This window comes from Atlantibacter sp. (assembly GCF_032062175.1).
Taxonomy (GTDB): domain Bacteria; phylum Pseudomonadota; class Gammaproteobacteria; order Enterobacterales; family Enterobacteriaceae; genus Atlantibacter.
Genome location: NZ_DAMBQK010000003.1, coordinates 12,572 through 35,993, shown reverse-complemented (window position 1 = coordinate 35,993; position 23,422 = coordinate 12,572). Strand labels below are relative to the sequence as shown.

Below are 23,422 nucleotides of genomic sequence, written 5' to 3'. Positions count from 1 at the left end.
GCGTTACCCCATTTTTGCTCTGTAAACCTGCTCCAGTTCCGCGATGGCGGCATCGCTTAGCGGAACGTGGCCCAGCGGTTTTAAGGTCAGCCAGATACGGGCGCTGTCTTCCAGTTCTTCAATATTGAATACCGCTTCGCGCAGTGTGCCGCCGCATACCACCGGGCCGTGATTGGCGAGCAGCGCCGCAGTGTGCTGGCCCGCTACCTCATACAGCGCCACGGCGATATCGCTATGGCCGGGGCGGAAGTAGGGCAGCAAAGGCAGCTTGCCGATGCGCATCACGTAATAGGGCGTCAGCGGCGGTAGACAGTTTTCTGGCGTCTCGCAGGGAAGGCAGGCGAGGGCGGTCAGCCACGGTGAATGCAGATGCACCACTGCGCCGCAGGCCGGACGGCGCTGATAAAACGCCATATGCATCGGTACTTCTTTTGACGGACGGTCGCCGCCAATATGCTCGCCGTTGGCGTTTAAGCGGCTCAGGCTGTCGACCTCTAACTCACCAAGGCAGGAATTGGTCGGCGTGACCAGAAAGCCGCCATCGGGCAGTTTCACGCTGATATTCCCGGAACCGCCGCTGCTGTAGCCGCGCTGAAACAGCGAACGACCATAATGAACCAGTTGCTGACGCAGCGCGGTCTCTTCGGCGCTGATGGCGTAACGACTCATGCCTGGTACTCCTGTGCACGGAAAAAGAAATCTTCATCGCCAAAATTGCCGGATTTCAGGGCCAGTGAGAGCTGGCGTGCGGTTTCCTGCACCCAGGGCACGCCGGGGACAATCGGGCGGCCTACCTTCAGGCGTTTTACCTTCAGCGCATCCACCGTGGTGCCGGAGGTTTCGCCGCCCGCCACGATAAACGTATTGAAGCCGCGTTCCAGCAGCCGCGCTGCCAACTGGGCGAAGGTATGCTCCACGGCGGCACTGGCGGCGCGTTCCCCGAAGCGTTGCTGGGTGGCTTTTAGTTGGTCTGGCGGCTGGGTCGCGTAAACCAGCGGGGCGAGGGCGCTGTCGCTGTGCGCGTCTACCCAGTCGGCAAGGGAGTCAATGTACTGCGCGTCATCGCTGAGGCAGTTCTCGATGTCCAGCGCCAGCGCCGGAGCTTTCGCTTTGTAAGCATTAACCTGGCGGTTGGTCATGGCTGAACAACTGCCCGACAGCACCACCGCTTTTTTATGTTGCGGGAAGGCGAAATGTTCTGCGGTTTTAGCCTGGATCGCTGCACGGGCCGCCAGCGCGCCGCCGAGGCCGGAACCGCCCGCCAACAGCGGTAAGTCGCCAAACGCGCTGGCCTGTACTGCCAAATCCTGTTCGGTGAGCGCATCCACCACGATATGGCGGAACCCTTCGGCTTCAAGTGCCTGAAATCGCTCGCGCACCGCATCGACCCCGGCGCGCACCGTGGCAAGATTAATCACTGCCGCCTTGCCGTGCGTTTGTGGCCTCAGTAATTCCACCAGCCTGGCGTCCCACATGGGGTTAATCGGATGATTTTCCATGCCGGACTGATTTAACAGCACGCCATTAACAAACAGATGCCCGTGCACCAGGGTACGGCCATTTTGCGGCAGCGCCGGGCTATGAATAATGGCGCGGCATTGCGTCTGCTCGATCAGCGCGTCGCTGACCGGGCCGATATTACCTGCCGGAGTGGAATCAAAAGTGGAACAGTATTTGAAGTAAATCTGCCGGGCGCCTGCAACCTCTTTCAGCCATTGCGCGCAGCACAGCGTCTGGCGAATGGCCTCATCGGCGGGCAGCGAGCGGCTTTTCAGGGAGATGACAATGACGTCAGCGTCGTCCTGCCAGCGGGCGTCGGGAGCCGGGACACCGGGCAGCAGCGCCACCTGCAATCCCTGCTGCGCCATAAATCCCGCGATATCCGTCGCGCCGGTAAAATCATCGGCGATAACGCCGGTAAGAAGGGCCATGAGGCTGTTTCCTGTCGCTCTGCTTTCGAATGAGATCATTATTCAAAAGCGGGCTTCACATTCCCACGACAGGTCTCACAAATATTACCATCCTGAATGGGTGGCTCAGAATGATTAACTATTTGAAATTAAATTAGTCATTAATCAAGGCGGGATTTTTTCGCTTCACACTACCTTGTGAAAATTCGTGAACATCACTGGAATGCACAAATTTTCACAAATCCTGCCTGCCCAGCGCGCGCCACATTGCTTCATAACCCACCGTTTTAAACTCCTCGGTGCGTTGCGGTTCGCGGGTGGCGAATTCCATCGTCGTTTCCGCCAGCGCAAAGAAAATGGTGTCGCCAAAGCGGCGAAACGGCGGACTTAAAAACAGCGGCAGAATAGACTTCTCACACATCTGATGCAGTTCAGGATTGCTGTCGTTAACCTGCTGCTCGGTTTCTTCGGTGATTTTGTCGCTGATGGCCAGTTGGCGCATCGCCTGGTGGGCAATCGGGTGGGCGAGACCCCAGTCGATCAGCCGGTCCCAGATATAGCGCGTGAGTCCTTTGCTGTCTGCCGGGCGCTCTGGCTGTTCGAGGATCGAACGGCAAAATTCGATCTTAAGATGCAGATACAGCGCGTTCAGCAACACGTCCTTGGTAGAGAAATAGCGGAACAGGGTGCCTTCCGCCACGCCCGCGCCACGGGCAATCATCGCAGTAGATGCGCCAATGCCCGCACTGGCGATGGCTTCAGTTGCCGCATCAAGCAGCGCGATTCTCTTATCTTCACTACGGGGACGAGCCACTAACATTACCCTCCAGTCATCAGGACCGCAGATTGAAACACGGAGGCCGCATCGCTGCAAGCCGCCGGGAATGGTTGAAAAACCGGTTGACGCTTTACGCATCGTTTCTATAATGAGTGTTTACTCACTCATTATCAATGTCTGACGTAGGGTTTTCTGTAACCTGTGCGGGATCTCAACTTTTCAGGTAACAAAAGACGGCGTTGTACAAAGGAATGAGGGGAGAACTAACGTGTGTCACGGCGAGTGAAGGGGAACAGGCATGGAACTACCCGCTCAGGTTATCGAAACCATTACCGGCTGGATTGATGACAATTTGCATAAACCGCTGCGCATTGATGACATCGCGCGCCATGCGGGCTATTCAAAATGGCATTTGCAGCGGCTCTTTCAACATCACACCGGCGAAAGTCTCGGGCGCTACATCCGCGAGAAAAAGCTGCGGCTGGCGGCTCAGGATCTCCGCAGCACCGACGCGCGGGTGCTGGATATCTCCCTGAAATACGGATTTGAATCCCAGCAGTCGTTTACCCGGTTGTTTACCCGCAAATTCAATATGTCGCCGGGCAACTATCGCCGTCATGGTGGTGACAGCGCATTCCACTAGCGCCACGGTTTGCAAGGCCAGACAAATTCCCGGACAATGCCCGTTTTAACTCGGGCGTAACATCCAATGAAACATCCACTCGAAACACTGGTGACCGCAGGCGGCATTTTGCTGCTGGCTTTTCTCTCCTGCCTGCTGCTGCCCGCGCCCGCGCTGACGCTGTCACTGGCGAAACAGCTGATGGACACCTTCCATCTGGTGGATTTGAACCAGCTTTACACCATTATTTTCTGCATCTGGTTTTTACTGCTGGGTGCGCTGGAATATGCCGTTATCCGGTTTATCTGGCGGCGCTGGTTTTCCATCGAGCGCGTGTAATTAAAGGTGATTGACCAGCGCTTTTAGCTGCGCGATAAGCCTATCGCGCGATGCGGCATCGGGTTTCGGCGCGGTGGATTGCCGGACCATCAGCCGCGTCGGCAACAGGGTGTGGCGGCGCTCCGGCGCGGCTAACAGCGCCACCGCACGCTCGCCCAGCAGGTGGAAATCCTGCGCCACCGTGGTCAGGGCGGGCTGGAAATACTGGCTGTCCGGCGTGTCGTCGTAGCCGGTGACCGAAATCTCCCGGCGATTCAACTGCGCCAGCGCGCTTAACACCCCCAACGCCATCTGATCGTTCGCCACGACAATCGCTGACAGTGTCGGTTGCCGTGCCAGCATCTCCACGGTGCGGGTAAAGCCGCTGCCTGCGCTCCAGTCGCCGAAGGCCGTAAGCGCCTGGTGCCCGCCGTTGCGGTGCAGGGTATCGCGCCAGGCGTACAGCCGCAACCGGGCGGAAATGGCGCTCTCCGGCCCGGCTAAAAAACCAAATTCCCGATGCCCCAAACTCCACAAATGATCGAGAGTCGCCCGGCATCCCTGCTGGTGATCGAACAACAGGCTGGCGACTTCGCTGTCCGGCGGCACGTCGAGAAACAGGCAGTGGATATCCGGGTTCTCCCGCGCGAGCTGCTCCGCCATCGCGCTTTCCAGCGGCAAATTGACGATCGCGCCGCGAATGTTTTGCGCCCGGCACTCCGCCAGCGCCGCCTGCAACGCCCCGTAATCTGCGTGGTTGAGCATCGCGATCGACACGTCCAGCCCGCGCGCCTGGGCGTGGGTTTTGACCGACGCGGCGATTTGCGACGGGGCGTGTAACGTCAGCGACGCGCTGATAAGGCCAATAGCAGGCAGCACTTTTCCCGCCAGCAACTGGGCAGACCGGTTTGGCACGTAGTGCAGTTCGCGCATCGCTTTATGCACCGCGTCCTGGGTGCGCGCCGCCACTTTGTCGGGGCTGTTTAATACCCGCGAAACGGTTTGCAGGGAGACGCCAGCCAGTCTGGCGACATCGTCAAGGGTAGCTATGCGGCGCGTCATGGAGTTTTCCAGTGGTGAATGTCGTGCGTTAACATGAAATGATTCAGACACGACATTGTAGCGGGTATATCACTGATTTCTGTGATGCCCGCCCGAGAGTTGACGCGCTGCAATTGCTGAAAACGCACCATTACGCGATAACGTTCGCCATATGTAGTACGTATGACATTTAAGGCGACCAACTCCGATGACTCAGCAACAGCCCACCTTCAATGAGATCCTGGCGCGCCAGGACTGGCAAAACCCCACTATTACCCATCTCAACCGGCTGGACGCGCACCCCCTGTTCTCCAGCTGGCAGAGCGTAGAAGCCGCGCGCGATGCAGAAACCAGCGCCCGGCGTCGGTCGCTGGACGGCGTCTGGCAATTCCATTACGCCGCCCGCCCGCAGACGGTGGAAGCGGCGTGGATCGACGCCGATCTGCCGGACAGCGCGCCGCTGGCGGTGCCGTCAAACTGGCAGATGGCGGGTTACGACGCGCCGATTTACACCAACGTGCGTTATCCCATCGATACCCAGCCGCCGCGCGTCCCGGAACAGAACCCGACCGGCTGCTACTCGCGCACGTTTACGCTCGACCCGCAGTGGCAGGATAACGGCCAGACGCGGATTATCTTTGACGGCGTCAACTCGGCGTTTCATCTGTGGTGTAACGGCGTCTGGGTGGGCTATTCCCAGGACAGCCGCCTGCCAGCGGAATTCGATCTCACGCCGTTCCTTAACGCGGGTGAAAACCGGCTGTGCGTCATGGTGATGCGCTGGAGCGCAGGCACCTGGCTGGAAGATCAGGATATGTGGCGAATGAGCGGCATTTTCCGTTCGGTGTGGCTGCTGAATAAACCCGCCTGCCATCTGGCGGATTTGCAGGCCACCCCGCAGCTCGACGACACGTACCGCGATGGGTGGGTCGATGTCGCGTTGCGCTTTGCCGCGCCCGCCGCACAGCTCGCGAACGTAACCGTAGAACTCATCCTGTGGGACGGTGACGAACAGGTGGCGCAACTGCGCGGCAAGCCGGGCAGTGCGCCGGTGGACGAACGCGGCAACTATCCCGAGCGCGGCTTTTACCGCCTGCCGGTGCGCGAACCGAAAAAGTGGAGCGCCGAAACCCCGCACTGCTACCGGCTGGTGGCGGCGCTGTGGCAGGACGATACCCTGCTGGAAACCGAAGCCTGTGACCTGGGCTTCCGGCGCGTGGAGATCAACAACGGCCTGCTGACCCTCAACGGCAAACCTCTGTTGATCCGCGGGGTTAACCGTCATGAGCATCATCCCGAGCGCGGCCAGGTGGTCACCGGAGAGGATATGATTCAGGACATCCTGCTGATGAAGCAGAACAACTTCAACGCCGTGCGCTGTTCCCACTACCCGAACGTGGAGCGCTGGTATGAGCTTTGCACCCGCTACGGCCTGTACGTGGTGGATGAAGCCAATATTGAAACCCACGGCATGGAGCCGATGAACCGCCTGTCGGACGACCCGGAGTGGTTCGCGGCCTTCAGCGCCCGCGTCACCCGGATGGTGCAGTGCCACCGCAATCACCCCAGCATTATTATCTGGTCGCTGGGCAACGAGTCCGGCCACGGCGCAACGCACGACGCGCTGTACCGCTGGGTGAAAACGGCCGATCCGTCGCGCCCGGTGCAGTACGAAGGCGGCGGCGCGGATACTGCCGCCACCGACATCATCTGCCCGATGTATGCCCGCGTTGAACAGGATCAGCCGTTCCCGGCGGTGCCGAAGTGGAGCATCAAAAAGTGGCTGAGTTTGCCGGGAGAGCAGCGCCCGCTGATCCTCTGCGAATATGCCCACGCGATGGGCAACAGCCTGGGTAATTTTGCCGCCTACTGGCAGGCGTTCCGGGATTATCCGCGCTTACAGGGTGGTTTTATCTGGGACTGGGCCGACCAGGCGATTGTCAAAACCTTCGACGACGGCACCACCGGCTGGGCCTACGGCGGCGATTTCGGCGACAAACCCAACGACCGCCAGTTCTGCATGAACGGTCTGGTATTCCCGGATCGCACCCCGCATCCGTCGCTGACGGAAGCCAAACACGCCCAGCAGCACTTCCGGTTCGCGCTGGTCAGCCAGCAGCCGTTAACCGTGCGCATCGCCAGCGAATACCTGTTCCGCCATACCGATAACGAAACGTTGTCCTGGCGGGTGGAGAACGCAGGGCAGGTGGTGACGCAAGGGGAACTGGCGCTGGCTCTGGAACCGGAAGCCGACGCCGTGTTGACGCTGGCCGATACGCTGGCGCTGCCGGACAACGCTCGCGATGTCTGGCTCCAGTTAGAGGTGATTCAACCCAATGCCACGGCCTGGTCTGACGCCGGTCACCGCGTCGCCTGGCAGCAGTTTTCCCTGGCCGCGCCGCTGGTGATCGAACCGCCAGCGCCTCGCGGCGCTGCGCCGTCGCTGGTGATCACGGATGATGCCTTCACCGTACAGTGGAACAATCAGCGCTGGCAGGTTACGCGCGCCAGCGGGCGGCTCACCCAGTGGGAAATCGACGGCGAGCCGCAATTGCTGTCGCCGCTTGAGGATCAGTTCGTGCGCGCGCCGCTGGATAACGATATCGGCGTCAGCGAAGTGCATCGCATCGATCCTAACGCCTGGGTGGAGCGCTGGAAAAGCGCCGGGCTGTACGATCTTCAAACCACCTGCATTCACTGTGAAGCCGAGGCGCGCGCCCATGAAGTGATGATTGAAAGCGTCTGGCACTACCGTAACGCGCAGGGCGTGGTGTTAATGTCGCGCTGGGAAATGCGCTTTGACGACGCCGGGAAGCTACATATCGCAGTCAGCGGCGAGCGGGGCGGGGACGTGCCGCCGCTGGCGCGCACCGGGCTACGTTTCCAGGTTAAGCCGCAACCGGCGCAGGTATCGTGGCTGGGCCTCGGCCCGCACGAAAATTACCCGGATCGCAAAAGCAGCGCGCGGTTCTCCCGCTGGGAATTGCCGGTTGAACAGATGCATACGCCGTATATCTTCCCGACGGAAAACGGCCTGCGCTGTGATACCCGGCAGCTCCAGTGGGGCAAATGGCAGATAGAAGGAGATTTTCATTTCTCGCTGCAACCCTGGAGCACGGAACAGCTAACCCGCGTCGACCACTGGCACCGGATGCAGCCGGAAGAGGGCGTATGGATCACCCTCGACGGGCAGCATATGGGCATCGGCGGCGACGACTCCTGGACGCCGAGCGTGCAGCCACAGTTCCTGCTGAACGACACCCGCTGGCGCTATGTTGTCAGCCTGTGGATGCGCTAGCCCTGAATACGTCGCCCCTCGCAGGGCGACGCGATTTACGCCACAAAGCGATCCACTAACTCCGCCATGGCTTCGCTTTGCTGATCCAGGCTCTGGCTTTCGCTGGCGGCCTGGGACACCAGCGCGGCGTTCTGCTGCGTTACCTGTTCCAGCTGGCTGAGCGCCAGATGCACCTGCGCCACGCCCAGGGATTGCTCCTCAGCGGCGCGGGCAATATCGGTGATGTATTCGCGCATCCGGTCGCTCTGCTCGGCGGCCAACTGCAACGCTTTACCGGATGCCGTCACCCGATCCACCCCTTCGCCAATCTTCGCCATATTCTCATTCACCAGTTCGCGGATTTGCTGCGCCTGGTTGGCGCAGCGCTGCGACAGGTTACGCACTTCCGTTGCCACCACCGCAAAACCGCGCCCGGACTCCCCGGCGCGCGCCGCTTCCACTGCCGCATTCAGCGCCAGCAGGTTGGTCTGGAACGAGATATCGTCAATCGACTTGATGATGCTGGAAATCTGCTCGCTGGAAGCGCGGATGGCTTCCATACTCTGGCTGGCCTGGGCCGCTACCGTATTGGCCTGGTTCACCTCCTGCTGCATGGCGAGCGTCAGTTTTTCTGCTTCGCGGGCGCTGTCCGCCGTCAGGTTGATGGTGGTGGAGATCTGCTCCATGCTGGCGGCGGTTTCCACCAGCGAGGCCGCCTGCTCATCGGTGCGCTGGGCCAGGTTCTGGTTGCCGTCGGCGATAGTGGCGCTGGCGTGGCGCAGCACCGTGGCACCGGATTTAATCTCGCTAACGATATGCTGAATATTTTCAATCGCGTGGTTATAGGCGCGATTCAGCGACGACAGCTCATCGTTGCCGGGCACCGTCAGGCGGCGGGTTAAATCGCCTTCCATCGCGGCAATCTCCCGCAGCGTCGACTGCAACTGGCGATGAATACTGCGCGCGACTATCACGGCGATGGTGAGCGCCCCGATCAGCGCCAGCAAACTAATGGTCAGGAAACGCAGCCAGGCGGCGTGCGCTTCATCCGCCAGCCGCGCGGCGGTAGCCAGCAGGTTGTTGGCGGAGGCGTCTTCCTGGGTTTTTAAGATCTCGATGCGCTGGGTCTGAATGGCGAACCAGGTGGTGGCTTTCACGCCAAACCCGCCGAAGTCGGCTTTGGCAATAGCCGCATCACGAATAGCCAACGCGTCGGCGGCCTTCGGCTGCGCCAGCGCGGCGTCCAGCGCCTGTGCCTGGACCGGGGTTAAAAAACGCCGCGCCGCGTTGAGCCAGGCTTCCTGTTTGCCCACCACATTGCTCAGGCGCTGAAACTGGCCCGGCGCAAACTGGTCGGCAGAAAAGATATTCGATAACAGCGCCCGTTCAATACCGGCCTGTTCTTTGGCATTCAGCAGGCTGAAATAACCGGCCAACTGATTCACTATTTCGCCGGAAGGGGAGAGATGGCTGATATCGGAAACAATATTCAATAGCGTGGTAACGCTAACGGTGTAATTCGCCAGCGCGTTATTGGTTTCAATAGCGACGTCGCTGACCTGCTGGCGCAGCGGGGTAAATTGCTGGCGGGTTTGCTCAAAACGCTTAAGCGCGTCGGCAACATGCCCGGAGAGGATCTGCGGATCGATGCGGGTAAACGCCTGATCAAAACGCGTCAGCGCCTGGTCGGTTAACTGGCGTTGGGCGACCAGTTCATCCCGAAATCCCTGACCTTTGGCCCCTAAATAACCGGCACTCATTCCACGCTCTTTTTGCAACTCGTGGACCACTTCACCGGCCATAATCGCAAGCTGGGTCAATGTCGCCATATTTTCCATCTGCCTCTGTGCCGTGATTCGTTCGGCAATCCCGGAACCGCCCAACCACAATAACGCCAGTAACAATGGCAACAGCGCGATGAATAATTTCATTTTCATCGAAATACGATATATCCATAACATGGAAGATTCCCTCAAATAATGGCAGGTTGATTTAAGGCTTATCGGAGGGAGAATTTATTTACTTTAGTGCTAATGGCACAGCTATTGGAAATTCCATTTGATGGAATATTTTGAATAACTCTTTAGAGTTAATTTTACGATCCAGATTAATAAAGCGTTCATTAATTATCGCGCGTAAAAAAATAGTTTGTCGCGGTGATTAATAAGCACAGAAATAACTTTTGCTTATGCCTGGAAATAATACACCAGGCATAAGACAAAATAATTACAGAGGTGCCGCCCAGATTTCAGTCATTCGCCTGACCATTTCCGACAGCACGCCGCCGTTGGCAATAAATTCGCGCATCAGTTTGGCGTCACTCTGATCGGTGCGCACAATCCGTTCAATATCATGCAGCGCGCTTTCTCCGTTCAACCGCTGCGCGTAAGGCATCAGTATTGGGATATAGTGCAAGATATCTTCAGCAATGGATGTGTGCCGCCCGGTGCAGACATCGGTTAACGTGCCTTTCAGGCCGTAACGGCAGGCCTGAAAACGGTTAAAGCGATAAAGCAAATAGTCGTCGCGTTTTGGCGTAAACGGACGTTCCTCCAGCAGCCAGTTGGCCAGCGCCTGAAGGAAGCCCGCCACGTTGACGGCGCGGGTCATGGTCAACGGCGTATCCATCACCCGCACTTCCACGGTGCCGAAGCCTGGGCTGGGGCGAATATCCCAGTGCAGATCTTTAATCGATTCAATAATGCGGCTGCGTTCCAGATGGTGATACATGGTCTCGAACTGCTGCCAGTTTTCAACAAACGGCGCGGGGCCGTTATCCGGGAAGGCGGAAAAGATATTCAGCCGCGAGGAAGCAAACTGGGTGTCGGTGCCCTGGATCCACGGCGACGCGGCGCACAGGGCGATAACATGCGGCACGAAGCGCGATAAACCGTGCAGCAGATAAATCGCGTCATCACCGTTACGACAGCCGATATGCACGTGCTGACCAAACACCGTGGCTTGCTGCATCAGATAACCAAAGCTTTCCAGCGTCCGGGTATAGCGCTCGCTCTTGCAGATCTCCTGGCGCTGCCATTTCTGATAGGGGTGCGTCCCGCCGCCGCAAATCGCCAGGTGATGGCGTCCTGCGGCGGCCAGAATTACCTGCTGCAAGGCGGAAAACTGACTGCTGGCCTGGTGAATGTCTTTGCACACCCCCGTGGCAATCTCCAGCATGCTTTCGGTGATGTCGTGTTTAACTTCCCCCGCGCTAATCTGGCCCGCAATTTCATCAATCAGGGTGGTGGAATCCTGACTCAAATCCCAGCCTGGCGGCGTGACGATTTGCAGCTCAAGCTCAATTCCCAGCGTGTAGGGTTCGGAAGCGGTAAAAGGCGTAAGAGGCATAGTGGCTCACTTTTTTAGGCGTTAACCCTGAAAAGTATAGCCAGCGGGGGAAAGGTTACAGATGAAAGACAAGTCTGAAAAACGCGGCGTTTCAGGGGCGCGGTTAACCCGGGCAATAATTTTGCGCTGATGTTGGCCTTTTATTGATTTATCCTTTGTATGATTAATGACTTTTCATTGCAGCGCGCATGTAACCGGAGAAAGCGATGCCCGAAATTAACCCTTATGGTCAGCCGGTCGGTGATGTACTCCCCGGCTGGCATGGCACGCAGCCGTTGCCGCGCACGCCGCTTCAGGGCCGGGTTTGCCGCCTGGAGCCGTTGAATGCCGAACGGCATAGCGACGATCTGTTTCTTGCGTATCAACAGGCGGCGGATGACCGCGACTGGACGTGGCTCGGCGCGTCGCGGCCCGATACCCGCCAGGCCACCTGGCACTGGGTGCAGGGCAAAATTGCCGACGACAGTCTGATCCCCTGGGCCGTTATTGAACAGGCCAGCGGGCGGGCGGTGGGCGTGGTGTGCTTTATGCGCATTGACCCGGTCAACGGCGTGGTAGAAATCGGCCATGTCACCTGGTCGCCGAAAATGAAACACACTCCGATGAGCACCGAGGCGCAGTGGCTGTTATTAACGGCGGCCTTTGGCGCGGGCTATCGCCGGGTTGAATGGAAATGCGACTCCCTGAATGCCGCTTCACGCGCGGCGGCGGCGCGCTTAGGCTTTACGTATGAAGGCCGCTTTCGTCAGGCGATGGTCAGAAATGGCCGCAATCGGGATACCGACTGGTTCTCAATGCTGGATAGCGAATGGTCGCGCATTAACGCTGCGTTAACCCGCTGGCTGGCGGTGGATAATTATGACGCGGATGGCAGGCAGATACAGCGCTTAGGGGATTTGCTGGCGGCGGAATAGCGGAATAGCGGAATAGCGGAATAAAGGCTAAAACGCCCGGCATCCCGGAACAACCGGATTACCGGGCATAGTAATTACAACATACTAACAACCCGCTTCAGCAGGCGGATGCGTGGCTCGACGGACGCGATTTCCAGATATTCAGCAGGGCTGTGGAAACCGGCGCCGATCGGACCTAAGCCATCCAGGGTAGGAATGCCGAGCGCGGAGGTATAGTTGGCATCGCTGCCGCCGCCGACCGCCTTCCAGCTAATCGCCACGCCTTCCTGTTCTCCGGCGCGCTCGACGATTTTCATCAACCCTTCGGTTTGCGCGTTGATCGCCATCGCCGGCTTATGGTTCAGACGGGTAATCGTGGTGGTCACGCCCTCCATAAAACCTTTTTCGCACAGGTCGAGCAGCGCGCGGTTGACCCGCTCATCTTCGCTGTTTTCCCAGAAGCGCAGGTCGACTTCCGCTTTCGCCCAGGACGCAACAATATTCGACGCATCGCCGCCGCTGACCACGCCGACGTTGAGCGTGGTGCCGCGCTCCACATCCGCCAGCGCGTTAATCGCCAGGATACTGTGCGCCAGCGCGGTCACTGCCGAACGGCCTTTTTCTGGGTCGTTGCCCGCATGGGCGGCGACGCCGGTAAAGGTTAATTCATAGCCCGCCAGCCCTTTGCGGGCGTTGACCAGCGAGCCGTCTGCCCGCGCCGCTTCGCACACCAGCACGTGGCGCGAACGCTCCGCCAACTCGCCCAGCCACTGATGGGAATGCACCGAACCGGTTTCTTCATCGGGGTTCATGGCGACGGCAATCGACAGGCGTTGCAGGTCGCTTTTCTCCATTGCGCGCATCGCCCAGAGAATATTCAGCAGACCGCCTTTCATATCTGATGAACCCGGTCCGTAAATACGCGTATCGTCCTGGCTCATTGGGCGCTGCGCCACGGTTCCGGCGGGGAACACGGTATCCAGGTGGCCGATCAGCAGCACATCAAAATGGGTGGCGTGAGGTTTATTGGTGACTAACACGCCGGGCCCAACCGCCGTACCGAGATCCACCTTCTGGCACTGCCAACCCTCTTTGGCCCACAGCGTTGCCAGAATATCCGCCACCTGTGCGACGCCGTCGATTGTCCCGGTGCCGCAGTCAACGTTAACCAGTTGGCGCAGCTCGTCAGTCCATAATTTCAAATCCATTTGTCTCTCCTTAGATAATCACGCGCATAAGCAGCATGGCGATAAATGCGTTGACCACAGAAATTGCGATCATAAGCGGAATGCGTTTGGCGCGGGTGCCAATCACGCCGAGAATACGGCCAAGATATTGCACCTGCGAGCCCATTAAATAAATAGCCGGGGCGAGGATCGCCAGATGCTCGCCCGTGATGATGCCTTTTTCGAACAGGCCGATGGCAACGCCAATCCCGCCGCCCATCGACATCCATCCGCCAATCAGCACCGCGGCGGCTTCACCCGGCAGGCCGAAGAGTCCCATCAGTGGGGCGAAAATCATCCCCAGCCCTTTTAGCGCGCCGGTAATTTCCAGCGCTTTGATGATGATGAAAGCCATCACGACATTGGGCAGCGTGCTGGACGTGGCGATGCCCCAGCCTTTGCGTGCGCCTTCAACAAATACATCGGTGATCACCGGTTTGGCATTTCCCTGCGCACTCATGATGCTTCTCCTTGTGTATCCAGACGCTGTTGGGCTTTCTTATCGCTGATTTTGAGGATCAGACGCAGAATGTTCGCGCCAGCGATTTTCATAATAAACATCACCGCCACGCAGGCACCGATAGAAGCGGGGACCGCCGTGGTACCGTCGGCTGCGATCAGAGTGAACAGCACCGCGCCAGAGGAGAAAAAGTTGGTGATCATTGCCCCGGCGGAGAACTGGAACATGGCGAAAATATCTTTTTCGCTTTCGGTGATTTGCCCTTCATCGGCCAGATTTCGGGTTAACGACGCCCCGACGTCGGTGCTTTGCAGGCTGCCGATCAGCGCCAGCCCGGCGGTACCGGGGATACCCAGCAGCGGACGCAGCAGCGGAGTCAATAGCCGCCTGGCGGCCCGCAGTGCGCCGTAGTGCTCCAGCACGTTGATCATGCCCAGCGCGAACATTACGGCGGGGATCAGGCCGAGGGCAAACAGAAACCCGTCCATTGCGCCTTGGCCGCCGGTGCCGCGAAACGCGCTGGTGGCGGTGACAAGCTCATCGCCGTTCAGGCTGACTTTACTGACCACTTTACCGAACGCGCCATTCAGGGTGGTGAAATCAAACACCCCGTACCACTCTTTCCCGCCTAACAATCCTGAAAAGAACACCGCCGCGAACGCCAGCGCGATATACGCGCCGATGCCCGGACGGTTGTCCTGCGTATCGAACTTATCCATTTCATTTTCCTTGTGATTACACGCGAACGCCTCGCCGCCGTATCATTACTGGCTGGTCATCAGGAAAAATTGACGATAGTCATGTTACCTGTGTGGTTATTGGATTGGATGCTGGTTCTGTGAGGCTGCGCATTTCAGATAAGCGGGTTGAATGTATTACCTTTTCCACTAAACCCGGCGTTATTGACCATCAAAAGGCGGGATGTCGGCAAACGTCACTATACCGTCGGCAAACGTCAGGCAAGCGATATCAAAGCGTGAATCAACTGGAAAATGCCCCAGCGCACAGGTGAGCTCCAGCGTCACAACGTCAGAAGTCAGCGCCACCGCCTGCGCGCACTCGAAACCAAACCAGCTTTGCACGGCGGGGAACAATGCCTTAAACAAGCTCTCTTTAGCCGAAAAAATCTGGCTGAGCGCAAGATGAAAGGGAACGGACACGTCTTGCAGGCGCGCCCGCTCATCGCCAAACAGCACGCCGTCGGCCAGCTTTCGGGCATCGTTATCGGTGAGCAGAGGCTGGTAATCAATCCCCAGGCTGGAGAAGCCTTCGCCCATTGGCTTCGCCGCCGCCAGCGCCAGGCTGCCCGCATGGGTAATACTGCCGGTATATCCCTGCGGCCACAGCGGCTCTCGGTGCGCGCCAATGCCCGGCGGCGTAGCGGGGCCGCCCGCGTGGCGTAGCGCATGAACCGCCGCTATCCGCCCGGCGAGATGCTCCGCTTTGCGCGACATCACCGCCCGAGCCAGCAACGGATGATGCGGCAGCCAGAGCAAGTCCTGCGGGGCAAAACTTTCCGGGTCGAAGCGCAGGCTAAACAGCGTGTGCTGGTTTAACGACAGCGTGGCGAGTTCGGTATTCATCGGGTTCCGGCGCAGTGAAGGAGTGGATTACTGTTGCATAACCGGGGCGTTCCCGCCAATAAAAAAGGGGAACCGCAGTTCCCCTTGTTATCAGGCACTTAAATCAAAAGCGAGTATTCACACTCACGAAGTAAGTACGGCCTGGCTCGTTATAGGTTTCCGCACCCGCGCCATACATCCAGGAGTTGGTGTTGGCGTTGCCGGTGGTCTGGGCGTTGCCCGCGCGCCACTGGCGTTTATCGAATACGTTATCGATACCGGTCGTGAAGCTGACGTTTTTGGTGGCATCCCAGGTGCCGCTCAGGCCGACGATGCTGTAAGGGCTAACTTCTTTGGTTTCAGGATAACCCACGCGCTGGCCCTTGTAGTTGTACATCTTCGGTTTCTGACGGCCATACCAGGTCAGGGTGCTCTGCAAAGAGATATCCTGGCGAACCTGCCAGCTCAGCGTGGAGTTCAGCGTAAACTCCGGGATGATCGACAGACGATCGCCGGTAGTTTTGTTTTTACTCTCCAGCATCCAGGTCATGTTGTTGCTCCACTGAACGGTGTCGGTCACCGGCACGTTCAGCGTCCCTTCCAGCCCTTCAACCACGGCTTTCGGCACGTTTTCCCACTGGTAGATATCGGTGGTGGTTCGGCCATTGTTGGTGCGGCCAATCGGCGCATAACCTGCTTCGATTTTGTCGCGATAGTCGTTGCGGAACCAGGTCACGCCCGCCAGCCAGCCTTCGTGTTTGTACTCCAGGCCAATCTCTTTGTTGATGCTGGTTTCGGCATCCAGATCGTCGTTACCCATCATGTAACAGCCGCCCGCGCTGGCGTAACAGCCCTGACCACGGCTGTACAGAATGTAATTCGGGTTGGTCTGGTACAGGCTCGGCGCTTTATAGGCGCGGGCGATACCCATTTTCAGGGTGATATCGTCGGTCAGGCCCTGGGACAGGTTCAGCGCCGGGCTCCAGTTATCGCCCACGATGGAGTGATGATCGAAACGCAGGCCCGGCGTCAGCATGGTGCTGTCGGTCAGCTCGATGTTGTTTTCAGCGAACAGCGAGAAAATTTCCGCGCTGGAATACGGGTTGCGGTTGGTGCTGTCGACGCCCGGGATCGGGCCGCCTTCAATCAGCGACTGGACGTTGGACGAGCGGTCCTTCATGCGCTGCTGGGTCCACTCAGTGCCCAGAGTCAGCGTCTGGTTAACCAGCACGTCGAGCGGCAGGTTGACTTCGCTGTGCAGGGTCACATCGCTTAAATCGATATCGGACTTCAGCGCGTCAGAGAAGATCCCTTCGGTGCCGCCCGCCAGGCCTTCATTGGTGCGCGAGTTACGGGTTTTCTCGTACTGCGCCCAGGTGCTGGACGTCACGCCGTTGTCCCAGCCGCCGTTCCAGGTGAGGGAGTAATCCTGGCGATACAGGCGGTTGGTCTCTTTGCCGTAGTTGCTCTTCACCAGTGCGTTGCTGTTGGTGTTCTGGGTGTCGCCCGCGTACAGGTTGCCCTGGCGGCCATAGCCCGCTTCAAATTCCAGCGACTGCTGTGGGGCAAACTCCCAGCGTAGCTGGCCGTTCACGTCTTTGTTTTCGACGCCTTCACGCCCGGCTGGCAGGGTGTTGGCGTAGGTGCCGGTACGCTCGGACTGATGGCCTTCGTTGATGTCCCACGCGTCGGCCTGGGTTTTATCGAGATTGCCGTACAGGCGGAAGCTGACGCTGTCGCCCAGCGGGCCGGTCAGGCTGAAGTTAGTGCGTTTGGTGGAACCTTCCTGCTTGTGTTCCGGTGCGTTCAGGTAGGTGTCCCAGGTGCCGTGCCACTCATTGGTGCTGCGTTTGGTGATGATGTTCACCACGCCGCCCGCCGCGCCATCGCCATAACGCGCCGCCGCCGGGCCGCGCAGCACTTCGATACGCTCAATCATTTCCGGCGGCACCCAACCGGTATCGCCACGGGTGTCGCGCTCGCCGCGCCAGCCCAGACGTACCGAGTTACGGCTGCTTACCGGTTTACCGTCGATCAGGATCAGGGTGTTTTCCGGGCCCATGCCGCGAATATCAATCTGACGATTGTTGCCGCGCTGGCCGCTGGTGGAGTTGCCGGTCAGGTTAACGCCCGGCATGGTGCGGATGATTTCCGAGACATCGCGTGCTGGCGGGTTTTTACGGATCTCTTCAGCGGTAATGGTCGATACGCCCGGCGCCTGCAAATTTTGCTCAGCGGCGGTGACGACCATGGTGTCTTCGTGTGTTTGCGCGCCATCTTCTGAGGTTGTGGTCTCGGCTGCCAGAACCGGCATAGCCGCGCCGTAAATCCCCAGATTGATTAACATGGCGAGGGAGTAATGGATTTTCTTATTCATTTTTTTTTGCCTGCTTTTCTCTGCTGTGTCTCGCTTTTTCCGTGCCAGGGGCGGATAGCAGCATGTTGTCGTCTAACAAATTTTTGGCGCACCAGAGGTGACTGCCAGGTAAACGCCAGTGAGTGAACAAAAACAACGGGATAATGCGCGCCAATACGCTATTGCAAATACGAATAATTATCAATAATATTATCAAACATTTCTTACGGTAATTTTTTAATGCCATATAATTCATAAGGTTGATGGTTGTGATGGTGCTCGAAACAGGAAGTGAGGCGTGGTGGCAAGCGCGCCAACAGCAGGGCATTCCCTTCGTTGAGCCAGTGGGAAAGGGCAAATGTCGGGTAACATTCTGGTGGCGCGATCCGGCTGGCGACGAGCGCCACTCCGCGCTACAGCGGGTGTGGCTGAATATTACTGGCGTCACCGATCATCACCAGCGGGCGCGTCCGGTGACGTTAACGCGCCATCCCGGCACCGATGTCTGGCAATACCAACTTGAATTAACCGATACCTGGCGCGGCAGTTACTGCCTGATCCCGTCAACCGCGACGGATGATTTCCCGCCGGAAGCCTTCACTGACGACATCCCTTCACCGATGGCGCTGCGTGCGGGCTGGCGCACATTGTTCCCGCAGGCGCAGGTCGATCCGTTTAATCCGCGCCAGTGGCGCGGCGGACGCGGGCATCCGGTGTGCGCGCTGGAAATGCCGCGCGCGCCGTTGCAACCGGGCTGGGACGCGCCGGATACGCCGCATCTGCCGCCTGTCTGCATCGACTGGCACAGCGAAAAACTCGCTAACGCCCGCAAGGTCTGGATATTTACCACCGGTGAGGAGAGCGGCGGCAATCGCCCGCTGGCGCTGCTGCTCGACGGCCAGTTCTGGGCGCAAAGTATGCCGGTATGGCCTGCGCTGCAATCCCTGACCGATCGGGGATGGTTACCGCCTGCGGTGTATGTGCTGATTGACGCCATCGACACCGCCCATCGCGGCGAGGAGTTGCCCTGTAACCCCGCGTTCTGGCAGGCGGTGCAGGACGAACTGCTGCCGCAAGTCCAACACATCGCCCCGTGGCGCGATGACCCGTCCACCACCGTGGTGGCGGGCCAAAGCTTCGGCGGGCTGTCTTCCCTTTACGCGGGCCTTAACTGGCCGCAGCGCTTCGGCTGCGTGTTGAGCCAGTCGGGCTCGTACTGGTGGCCTGGACGCGAAACTCAGCAGGGCTGGCTGATTTCGCAGTTAGAACAGGGCGCGCTGGGCCATGCACCGCTGCGGATTTTCCTTGAAGCGGGTAAGCGCGAACCGCTTGTCCATCAGGCCAATTTACGACTCTGCTCCCTGCTGCAACGCACCCAGCAACAGCTATTCTGGCGCGAGGTCGACGGCGGGCATGACGCGCTGTGCTGGCGCGGCGGCTTAACGGAAGGGCTGATTACCCTGTGGGGCGACAAGCTGCTTTCTGCGCGTTGAATTTCAGGAGTTTGCTATGGAATACACTAATCCCTTCGACAATCCGCAGGGGCACTTTTATCTGCTCAAGAATGCTCTCGGGCAGCTTAGCCTGTGGCCGGAAACCTGCGCGTTACCCGCCGGATGGGCCATCGTCGCGCCGCCGCGCCCGCACAGCGAGTGCGTGGCCTGGCTGGCACAGCGCGGCGGCGATGTGCATCCCGCCGTTTATGCCCAGGGGGTGGAAGGATGAAAATCCCCTCCGTGACCCTCCCGCTGATCGCCGCCCAGCCGGGGATTTGGGTGGCCGACGCCCTGAGCCAGCAGCCCGCCGCCTGGAGCGTGGCGCACTACATCGAACTTAACGGCGAGCTGGACGCGCCGCTGCTGGCTAACGCCATCGTCGCCGGAATGGGCGAGGCCGATACCCTACGGATGCGGTTTGCTGAAATCGACGGCGAACCGCGCCAGTGGCTTGATGAATTCCTCACTTTCCCGCCGCCCGAATGCATTGATTTACGCCATCACGCCGACCCTGCCGACGCCGCGCGGGCAATCATGCGCCAGGATTTGGCCCAGGATCTGCGCCGTTCGGCAGGGAAACTGCCCTGGTGCCACCAGCTATTGCGCCTGAGCGACACCCGATGGTTCTGGTATCAGCGTTATCACCATTTGCGGGTGGATGGCTTCAGCTTCACCGCTATTACCCGCCGGATCGCCGACATTTATCGCGCCTGGCATTCAGGACAGACGCCGGAGGCCTCGCCCTTTACGCCGTTTAGTGAGGTGGTGGAAGAGTACCAGCAGTACCAGGCCTCCAGTGGCTGGGTAAAAGACCGCGCTTTCTGGGCAGAACAGCTTGCCAGCTTGCCGGAGCCCGCCACGCTGTCGGACCAGCCGCTCACCACCCGCGAGCCGTCGCCGCAGTTGATTCGCCGCAGCGTGCAGTTCGACAACAGCCAGATTCAGGCGCTGTTGGCGAGCGCTCCCGGCGTGAACCCTGCCGACATGGCCTTTGCGCTGGTTTCCCTGTGGATTGGTCGCCTGAGCGGGCGCAACGACTTCGCCGCCGGGGTGATTTTTATGCGCCGGATGGGGTCGGCAGCGTTGTGCGCGACCGGCCCGGTGTTAAACGTGCTGCCGCTGGCGGTGCGCATCCCGCCCGCCGGAACGCTGCCGGAATTGGCCGCCAGCCTGGCGCGCGAGATGAAAAGCGCGCGTCGCCATCAGCGCTATGACGCCGAACAAATCCTGCGCGATGCCGGACGCATCACCCAACTGACGCCGCTGTACGGCACGGTATTCAACTTCAAAATGTTCGACTACCGGCTGGACCTCGGCGGTATCAACGGCATTACCCATCAACTGGCCTCTGGCCCGGTTAACGACATCGAGCTGGCGCTGTACCAGGACGAGCAGGGCAGTCTGGGGCTGGAAGTGTTAGCCAATGCGCAACGCTATCACGACGCGACCCTGGAGCAGCATATCGCCCGCCTGCCGCTGCTGCTGAGCCAGTTCGCGGCAAACCCGCAGTTGGCCTGCTGCGAAGCCGATGTGGTCCATCCCCATGAGGCGCAACTGATCGCGCGCATCAATGACACCAGCATGATGCTGCCCGCAGATACCCTGACGGCGGCGATTGCGCGCCAGGCGCTTAAAACCCCCGATGCGCCTGCGTTAGCGGACGATCGCTATCAGTTCAGCTACCGGGAAATGCGCCAGCAGGTGCACGCGCTGGCGGTGGAATTACGGGCGCAGGGCGTTGAACCCGGCGACGTAGTAGCGGTCGCGCTGCCCCGCTCGGTGTTTTTATCGCTGGCCTTACAGGCGATTGTCGACATCGGCGCAGCCTGGCTGCCGCTGGATACCGGCTACCCCGATGACCGTTTACAGATGATGCTGGAAGACGCCAGGCCGCGCCTGGCGATCACCAGCGCCGCCCTGGAAGTGCGTTTTGCCGGGCTGACCGCCCAGCCGCTGATGATTTACGACGCCCCGCTGGCGGCGTCTGGCGCGCCCGCGCGGGATCTTTCGCGCCCGGAACACACCGCCTACGTGATTTTCACCTCCGGTTCGACGGGACGCCCGAAGGGGGTGATGGTCGGCCAGGCCGCGATCGTTAACCGCCTGTGGTGGATGCAGGATCACTATCCGATGGCGGCGGGGGATGTGGTCTTGCAGAAAACGCCGTGCAGTTTCGACGTCTCGGTGTGGGAGTTTTTCTGGCCGTTTATGGTGGGTGCGCAACTGGTGATGGCCCCGCCGGAGGCGCACCGCGATCCGCAGGCGTTGCAGGCGCTGTTTGCCCGCTGGAACGTCACCACGACCCACTTTGTGCCGTCGATGCTGGCGGCATTCGTTGGCGCATTAACCAGCCCGCAGGCTATTGCCCGGTGCCGCTCTCTGCGCCAGGTGTTCTGTAGCGGCGAAGCGCTGCCGACCGAGCTGTGCCGACAGTGGCAAACCCTGACCGGCGTGGCGCTGCATAATCTCTACGGCCCAACCGAGGCCGCCGTGGACGTGAGTTGGTATCCGGCTTACGGCGCGGCGCTGGCGGCGGTAAAGGGCAACAGCGTGCCGATTGGCTACCCGGTGTGGAATACCGGCTTACGGGTGCTGGACGGGGCGATGCGCCCGGTGCCGCCCGGCGTGGCGGGGGATTTATACCTGACCGGCGTGCAGCTGGCGCAGGGCTATCTGGGCCGCGCCGATCTCACCGCCAGCCGCTTTATCGCTGACCCGTTCGCCCCTGGCGAGCGGATGTACCGCACCGGCGACGTGGCGCGCTATCTGGCTGACGGGGCGGTTGAATACCTTGGCCGCAGCGATTTTCAACTTAAACTGCGCGGCCAGCGTATTGAGCTGGGGGACATCGACAGCGCGCTGATGTCGCTGGCGGATATCGCCCAGGCGGTCACCCACGCCTGCGTGCTGAACCAGGCGGCAGCCAGTGAAGGCGACGCCCGCCAGCTGGTGGGCTATGTGGTGTCGGCAAGCGGTTTGCCGCTGGATACCGACGCCCTGCGCCGCCAACTGGAAACCTTGCTACCCGCCCATATGGTGCCGGTGATGGTGATCCAACTGGCGGAAATGCCGTTAAGCGCCAACGGTAAGCTGGACCGCAAAGCGCTGCCGCTGCCGGAGCTGGCCCGCGCCGCAACGGGCCGCGCGCCACAGTCCGAACTGGAACGCACTCTCGCCGGGGCGTTCGCGCGCCTGCTGAACTGCGAGGTTTGCCACGTCAATGCCGATTTCTTCGCCCTGGGCGGGCATTCGCTGCTGGCGATGCGCCTGGCGGCGGATCTGCGTGAGACGCTTAATATCGATGTGACGGTCGGCCAGGTGATGGAAGCCTCGACGGTGGAAAAACTCGCGGCGCGTCTTAGCGCCCCGGACAGCGATGCCCATGAAGCGGGCTTTGGCGCGCTGCTGCCACTGCGTGACGGCAACGGGCCGCGCCTGTTCTGCTTCCATCCGGCATCCGGTTTTGCCTGGCAGTTCAGCGTACTGCAACGTTATCTGGGCCCGCAGTGGGCGATTACCGGCATTCAGTCGCCGCGCCCGGACGGCCCGATGGCGACCGCACGCGACTTCAGCCATCTCTGCGAACAGCAGTTTGCCGCGCTGCGCCGCGCGCAGCCCAGCGGGCCTTATTATCTGCTGGGCTACTCGCTGGGCGGCACCCTGGCGCAAAACCTGGCGGCGCGTCTGGAAGCGGCGGGGGAGCAGGTGGCCTGGCTGGGCTTGCTCGACACCTGGCCGCCGGAAATCCAAAACTGGGCGCAGAAGGGCGACCAGCCTGACCCGGAAGTGCTGGCGGAAATTGAGCGCGAGCGTGAAGCCTTTATCGCCGCCCAGCGCGGGCAGGGCAGCGAGCGGTTATTTACTACCATCGAAGGGAACTACGCGGACGCCATCCGGCTGCTGACCTCGGCGCATACCTTGCCGTATCGCGGGCCGACCACGCTGTTTGTCGCTGAGAAAACCGTGCCCAACGGCATGAGCGCCGCCGACGTCTGGTCAAACTGGCTTGGGCAGATGACGGTGCATTCGCTGGATTGCGCCCATGTGGAAGTGGTGTCGCCGACGATGTTTGAGGTGATTGGGCCGCAGATCGCGGGTGCGTTAAACCACGGCTAAGACAGCAACCCTCTCCCCG

18 protein-coding genes are annotated in these 23,422 nt (G+C 59.9%); 7 read left to right on the top strand and 11 right to left on the bottom strand.

The features are described 5' to 3' along the window. Nucleotides 1–3: 3 nt before the first annotated feature. The 3 genes from RT120_RS04100 to RT120_RS04090 all read right to left on the bottom strand — a co-directional run bounded on the left by RT120_RS04100 (nt 4) and on the right by RT120_RS04090 (nt 2,730). Nucleotides 4–669, bottom strand: coding sequence for an aldolase (locus tag RT120_RS04100; protein ID WP_312979766.1), 666 nt, complete (start codon nt 667–669; stop codon nt 4–6). Then, complete coding sequence (otnK, locus tag RT120_RS04095) at nt 666–1,931, bottom strand: 3-oxo-tetronate kinase (protein ID WP_312979764.1); 1,266 nt, start codon at nt 1,929–1,931, stop codon at nt 666–668. Before otnK ends, RT120_RS04100 begins: the two co-directional genes overlap by 4 nt. A 214-nt stretch (nt 1,932–2,145) precedes the next feature. After that, a complete protein-coding gene (locus tag RT120_RS04090) occupies nt 2,146–2,730 on the bottom strand; it encodes a TetR/AcrR family transcriptional regulator (RefSeq protein ID WP_312979762.1) in 585 nt (194 codons plus the stop codon). A 256-nt stretch (nt 2,731–2,986) separates the two neighbouring features. On the opposite strand from RT120_RS04090, the gene RT120_RS04085 reads away from it, so the two are divergent. Further along, nucleotides 2,987–3,331, top strand: a complete 345-nt coding sequence (locus tag RT120_RS04085; RefSeq protein WP_312979759.1) for a RamA family antibiotic efflux transcriptional regulator — start codon at nt 2,987–2,989, stop codon at nt 3,329–3,331. 66 nt (nt 3,332–3,397) lie between these two features. Beyond that, nucleotides 3,398–3,649 carry a DUF1158 domain-containing protein gene (locus RT120_RS04080; protein ID WP_312979756.1) on the top strand — a complete coding sequence of 84 codons (252 nt, stop codon included), beginning with the start codon at nt 3,398–3,400 and terminating at the stop codon, nt 3,647–3,649. Here RT120_RS04080 and RT120_RS04075 read toward each other — a convergent pair whose 3' ends face one another. Next, complete coding sequence (locus RT120_RS04075) at nt 3,650–4,690, bottom strand: LacI family DNA-binding transcriptional regulator (RefSeq protein ID WP_312979754.1); 1,041 nt, start codon at nt 4,688–4,690, stop codon at nt 3,650–3,652. 187 nt (nt 4,691–4,877) lie between these two features. On the opposite strand from RT120_RS04075, the gene RT120_RS04070 reads away from it, so the two are divergent. After that, nucleotides 4,878–7,967 (top strand): beta-galactosidase, encoded by a 3,090-nt coding sequence (locus tag RT120_RS04070; protein ID WP_312979751.1) that lies wholly within the window; start codon nt 4,878–4,880, stop codon nt 7,965–7,967. Between the two features lie 35 nt (nt 7,968–8,002). On the opposite strand, the gene RT120_RS04065 is transcribed toward RT120_RS04070, so the two are convergent. Together RT120_RS04065 and RT120_RS04060 are read right to left on the bottom strand one after the other, a co-directional pair. After that, nucleotides 8,003–9,907: a nitrate- and nitrite sensing domain-containing protein gene (locus tag RT120_RS04065; RefSeq protein WP_312979748.1), complete on the bottom strand. Its 1,905-nt coding sequence runs from the start codon at nt 9,905–9,907 to the stop codon at nt 8,003–8,005. A 265-nt stretch (nt 9,908–10,172) separates the two neighbouring features. After that, nucleotides 10,173–11,294, bottom strand: a complete 1,122-nt coding sequence (locus RT120_RS04060) for a YbdK family carboxylate-amine ligase (RefSeq protein WP_312979745.1) — start codon at nt 11,292–11,294, stop codon at nt 10,173–10,175. Between the two features lie 206 nt (nt 11,295–11,500). Between RT120_RS04060 and RT120_RS04055 the strand changes: the two genes are divergently transcribed. Further along, nucleotides 11,501–12,208, top strand: coding sequence for a GNAT family protein (locus RT120_RS04055; RefSeq protein WP_312979743.1), 708 nt, complete (start codon nt 11,501–11,503; stop codon nt 12,206–12,208). A gap of 74 nt (nt 12,209–12,282) precedes the next feature. Here the strand turns inward: RT120_RS04055 and RT120_RS04050 are convergent, their stop codons facing one another. The 5 genes from RT120_RS04050 to RT120_RS04030 all read right to left on the bottom strand — a co-directional run bounded on the left by RT120_RS04050 (nt 12,283) and on the right by RT120_RS04030 (nt 17,812). Continuing rightward, nucleotides 12,283–13,395, bottom strand: coding sequence for a M20 family metallopeptidase (locus tag RT120_RS04050; protein ID WP_312979742.1), 1,113 nt, complete (start codon nt 13,393–13,395; stop codon nt 12,283–12,285). Between the two features lie 10 nt (nt 13,396–13,405). Further along, nucleotides 13,406–13,873 carry a YjiG family protein gene (locus RT120_RS04045; RefSeq protein ID WP_312979740.1) on the bottom strand — a complete coding sequence of 156 codons (468 nt, stop codon included), beginning with the start codon at nt 13,871–13,873 and terminating at the stop codon, nt 13,406–13,408. Next, entirely contained in the window at nt 13,870–14,592 is a 723-nt protein-coding gene (locus RT120_RS04040; RefSeq protein WP_312979739.1) for a nucleoside recognition domain-containing protein, read from the bottom strand. Before RT120_RS04040 ends, RT120_RS04045 begins: the two co-directional genes overlap by 4 nt. A gap of 180 nt (nt 14,593–14,772) precedes the next feature. Continuing rightward, nucleotides 14,773–15,456 carry a 4'-phosphopantetheinyl transferase superfamily protein gene (locus RT120_RS04035; protein WP_312979736.1) on the bottom strand — a complete coding sequence of 228 codons (684 nt, stop codon included), beginning with the start codon at nt 15,454–15,456 and terminating at the stop codon, nt 14,773–14,775. A 103-nt stretch (nt 15,457–15,559) separates the two neighbouring features. After that, nucleotides 15,560–17,812, bottom strand: a complete 2,253-nt coding sequence (locus RT120_RS04030; RefSeq protein ID WP_312979733.1) for a TonB-dependent siderophore receptor — start codon at nt 17,810–17,812, stop codon at nt 15,560–15,562. 242 nt (nt 17,813–18,054) lie between these two features. On the opposite strand from RT120_RS04030, the gene fes reads away from it, so the two are divergent. From fes to RT120_RS04015, 3 genes are read left to right on the top strand one after another with little or no spacing between them, the layout of a single operon-like run. Next, nucleotides 18,055–19,284, top strand: coding sequence for an enterochelin esterase (fes, locus tag RT120_RS04025; RefSeq protein ID WP_312979730.1), 1,230 nt, complete (start codon nt 18,055–18,057; stop codon nt 19,282–19,284). A gap of 16 nt (nt 19,285–19,300) precedes the next feature. Further along, nucleotides 19,301–19,516 carry an MbtH family NRPS accessory protein gene (locus RT120_RS04020; RefSeq protein WP_312979728.1) on the top strand — a complete coding sequence of 72 codons (216 nt, stop codon included), beginning with the start codon at nt 19,301–19,303 and terminating at the stop codon, nt 19,514–19,516. After that, nucleotides 19,513–23,403, top strand: a complete 3,891-nt coding sequence (locus tag RT120_RS04015) for an enterobactin synthase subunit F (protein WP_312979726.1) — start codon at nt 19,513–19,515, stop codon at nt 23,401–23,403. Before RT120_RS04020 ends, RT120_RS04015 begins: the two co-directional genes overlap by 4 nt. Nucleotides 23,404–23,422 lie beyond the last annotated feature (19 nt).

Excerpts from the sequence above, each read along its gene's own strand:
- RT120_RS04100 (WP_312979766.1), bottom strand. The coding sequence starts at position 669 with ATGAGTCGTTACGCCATCAGCGCCGAAGAGACCGCGCTGCGTCAGCAA.
- otnK (WP_312979764.1), bottom strand. The coding sequence starts at position 1,931 with ATGGCCCTTCTTACCGGCGTTATCGCCGATGATTTTACCGGCGCGACG.
- RT120_RS04090 (WP_312979762.1), bottom strand. The coding sequence starts at position 2,730 with ATGTTAGTGGCTCGTCCCCGTAGTGAAGATAAGAGAATCGCGCTGCTT.
- RT120_RS04085 (WP_312979759.1), top strand. The coding sequence starts at position 2,987 with ATGGAACTACCCGCTCAGGTTATCGAAACCATTACCGGCTGGATTGAT.
- RT120_RS04080 (WP_312979756.1), top strand. The coding sequence starts at position 3,398 with ATGAAACATCCACTCGAAACACTGGTGACCGCAGGCGGCATTTTGCTG.
- RT120_RS04075 (WP_312979754.1), bottom strand. The coding sequence starts at position 4,690 with ATGACGCGCCGCATAGCTACCCTTGACGATGTCGCCAGACTGGCTGGC.
- RT120_RS04070 (WP_312979751.1), top strand. The coding sequence starts at position 4,878 with ATGACTCAGCAACAGCCCACCTTCAATGAGATCCTGGCGCGCCAGGAC.
- RT120_RS04065 (WP_312979748.1), bottom strand. The coding sequence starts at position 9,907 with ATGTTATGGATATATCGTATTTCGATGAAAATGAAATTATTCATCGCG.
- RT120_RS04060 (WP_312979745.1), bottom strand. The coding sequence starts at position 11,294 with ATGCCTCTTACGCCTTTTACCGCTTCCGAACCCTACACGCTGGGAATT.
- RT120_RS04055 (WP_312979743.1), top strand. The coding sequence starts at position 11,501 with ATGCCCGAAATTAACCCTTATGGTCAGCCGGTCGGTGATGTACTCCCC.
- RT120_RS04050 (WP_312979742.1), bottom strand. The coding sequence starts at position 13,395 with ATGGATTTGAAATTATGGACTGACGAGCTGCGCCAACTGGTTAACGTT.
- RT120_RS04045 (WP_312979740.1), bottom strand. The coding sequence starts at position 13,873 with ATGAGTGCGCAGGGAAATGCCAAACCGGTGATCACCGATGTATTTGTT.
- RT120_RS04040 (WP_312979739.1), bottom strand. The coding sequence starts at position 14,592 with ATGGATAAGTTCGATACGCAGGACAACCGTCCGGGCATCGGCGCGTAT.
- RT120_RS04035 (WP_312979736.1), bottom strand. The coding sequence starts at position 15,456 with ATGAATACCGAACTCGCCACGCTGTCGTTAAACCAGCACACGCTGTTT.
- RT120_RS04030 (WP_312979733.1), bottom strand. The coding sequence starts at position 17,812 with ATGAATAAGAAAATCCATTACTCCCTCGCCATGTTAATCAATCTGGGG.
- fes (WP_312979730.1), top strand. The coding sequence starts at position 18,055 with ATGGTTGTGATGGTGCTCGAAACAGGAAGTGAGGCGTGGTGGCAAGCG.
- RT120_RS04020 (WP_312979728.1), top strand. The coding sequence starts at position 19,301 with ATGGAATACACTAATCCCTTCGACAATCCGCAGGGGCACTTTTATCTG.
- RT120_RS04015 (WP_312979726.1), top strand. The coding sequence starts at position 19,513 with ATGAAAATCCCCTCCGTGACCCTCCCGCTGATCGCCGCCCAGCCGGGG.